At 75.1% G+C, this 2594-nt stretch carries 1 protein-coding gene and 1 pseudogene; both read left to right on the plus strand.

Going from position 1 to position 2594, the window contains the following annotated elements; genetic code table 11:
- The first annotated feature begins 287 nt into the window (after positions 1 to 287).
- Positions 288 to 1592, plus strand: a complete 1305-nt coding sequence (locus ABZ371_RS31505) for a phytase (protein WP_358686118.1) — start codon at positions 288 to 290, stop codon at positions 1590 to 1592.
- A gap of 70 nt (positions 1593 to 1662) precedes the next feature.
- Positions 1663 to 2583 (plus strand): annotated as a pseudogene (locus ABZ371_RS31510) (ROK family protein); the annotation flags it as partial.
- Between the last annotated feature and the right edge of the window lie 11 nt (positions 2584 to 2594).

Here is a 2594-nt window from a genome sequence, read left to right on the forward strand (position 1 = left end):
GGTGCGCGGCCCTCGGGCCGCGCACCGGCGCCACGCGGAGCCCGGGGACGCGTGCACTGCCTTCGAAGCCCCTGGGCCCCGCTCCTCCCGCCGCGACGGGTGCACGGCCCGGGCGTCCGCCCCGCCCGCCTCGCACCGCGACGCAGGCGGCACACGCGACGCCGGGAACGGGCGGGAATTCACCCGGTGCCCATGCCCCCCTCACCACGACGACACCTGAACACCGCGCGACGGCCCGACACTTCGGGGCGAGTCATGCACATGTCCCCGAACGACAGGAAGCATTCGTGCGCACGCACCGGTCCTCGCGCCTCGCGGCCACCGCCCTCCTCGGAGCGGCGATGATCACCCTCGTCCCGCTCTCCCCCGCGCACGCACGGACCCTGCCGTCCGTACCGGCGACGGCCGAGACGGCGGCCCTGTACGACGACGAGGCGGGTGGCAACGCCAACGCCGACGACCCGGCGATCTGGCGCGACGCCGCCGCCCCGGGCCGCAGCCTGGTCGTGGCGACCGCCAAGGAGGGCGGGCTCCGGGTCTACGACCTGGACGCGCGCCTCGTCCAGTCGGTCCCCGCACCGGCGGCCGCCTCCGAGGACGACGCCCCCGGCCGTTTCAACAACGTCGACCTGGTCACCGGGCTCCGGACCCCGGCGGGCCGGTCGGACGTGGCCGTGGTGAGCGACCGGGGCAACGACCGGCTCCGCGTCTACCGCATCGACCCCTCCCAGCCCGGCGGGCCGCTGAAGGACGTCACGGACCCCGCCGCCGCCCCGGTGTTCTCGTCCGGTCAGGAGGAGATCAACGAGCAGCGGACCGCGTACGGGCTGGCCACCTGGCAGGACCGTGCCACGGGGCGTTCCTACGCCGTCGTCAGCCGGCGCAACACCACCGAGCTCGCCCTGCTGGAGCTGCGGCCGACGGCCTCGGGCACGGTCGGCTACCGCCGGGTGCGCACGCTCGCGCTCCCCTCGTCCTTCCGGCTCCCGGACGGCACCTCCTGGACCCCGTGCGGTGAGCCGGGCGAGGGCCCGCAGGTGGAGGGCATGGTCGTGGACCCGGCCGACGGCACCCTCTACGCCGGTCAGGAGGACGTCGGCATCTGGCGGCTCCCGGCGGCCCTGGACGGCAAGCCGGTCCTGGTGGACAAGGTGCGCGAGTACGGAATCCCGGGGACGTACGACCCGCGGACCGAGGAGTGCGAGGCCGGCGCCGACCCCGGTTTCGGCGGCAGGCGGGTGGCGGCGGACGTCGAGGGCCTGACCCTGTTCCAGGAGCCCGACGGGGACGGCTACCTCATGGCGTCCAGCCAGGGTGACAGCACCTTCGCCCTCTACGACCGCGAGGTGTCCGAGGACAACGAGTACGAGGGCGGGTTCCGCGTCACCGGCGCCTCCGCGGACCTGGACGGCAGCGAGGAGTGCGACGGCGCGGCCGTGCTCAACGCACCGCTCGGCTCCCGCTACCCGCGCGGGCTGCTCGTGGTCCAGGACGGGCACGAGACCGCCGCCTCCGGCGGCGGGGACGGCCGGGAGGCGACCGGATTCACGTTCGTCGACCTCGGCGCGGTGGTGGACGCCGCGGACATGTAGCGCCGGCGGACGTCCGGGGCCCCTGCCGCCCGTCCCGGGCCCCCGGACATCGCATAGGCTCGCCGACGATATGAAGAACTACCTCTCCCCCCTGGGGCCCAAGGCGGACAAGGACACCGTCCGGCGTCACAACCTCAGCCTCGTGCTGCGCGCGGTGCGGGACGAGGGAGAGGCCGGCGAAGCCACCAGGGCGGGGGTCTCGGCCCGGGTGGGACTCACCCGGGCCGCGGTGTCCTCCCTGGTCGAGCAGTTGCTGGACAGCGGCTTCCTCACGGAGTCCGGCAAGACCTTCAGCGGGCAGGCCGGGCGCCCCGGCACGGCCCTGAAGGTCGCGCGCACCGGCCCGGCCGGGCTCGGCGTGGAGATCAACATCGACTACGTGTCCGTCTGCGTCGTGGACCTGGCCGGCACGGGCCGCGTCCGGCAGACCGAGCACCTGGACAACCGCGGCTCGGCGGCCGGGGACGTGCTGGCGAGGGCGGCCGGCATCGCCGCGCGCACCCTCGACTCGGCGCGCGAGCAGGACCTCTACCCGGTCGGGGCCACACTCGCGCTGCCGGGTCTCGTGTCGGGCGGTTCGGTGCGCCAGGCGCCGAACCTGGGCTGGAACCAGGTGGCGGCGGAGGAACTGTTCGCCGGGGCCCTCGCCAGACTGCGCCCGGGGACACCCCCGCTGCCGGTGCGCTCGGAGAACGAGGCGAATCTGGCCGCACTGGCGGAGCTGTGGTTCGGGGGGCTCGACGCGGTGCGCAGCTTCCTCTATCTGACGGGCGAGATCGGTGTCGGTGGCGCCCTGGTCCTCGACGGCCGGCTGCTGCGCGGGGCGAACGGATACGCCGGGGAGATCGGGCACGTGGTGGTCGATCCGGCGGGGCCCGAATGCCGGTGCGGTTCGCGCGGCTGTCTCGAACAGTACGCGGGCCAGACGGCGCTGCTGCGGGCGGCCGGGATCGACGAGGCCGGCGGCGGGGCCGCCGGGGTCATGGAGCTGTAGCGGCGCGC

The sequence above is a fragment of the Streptomyces sp. NPDC005899 genome (assembly GCF_040629645.1).
In the GTDB taxonomy this organism is placed as follows: domain Bacteria; phylum Actinomycetota; class Actinomycetes; order Streptomycetales; family Streptomycetaceae; genus Streptomyces.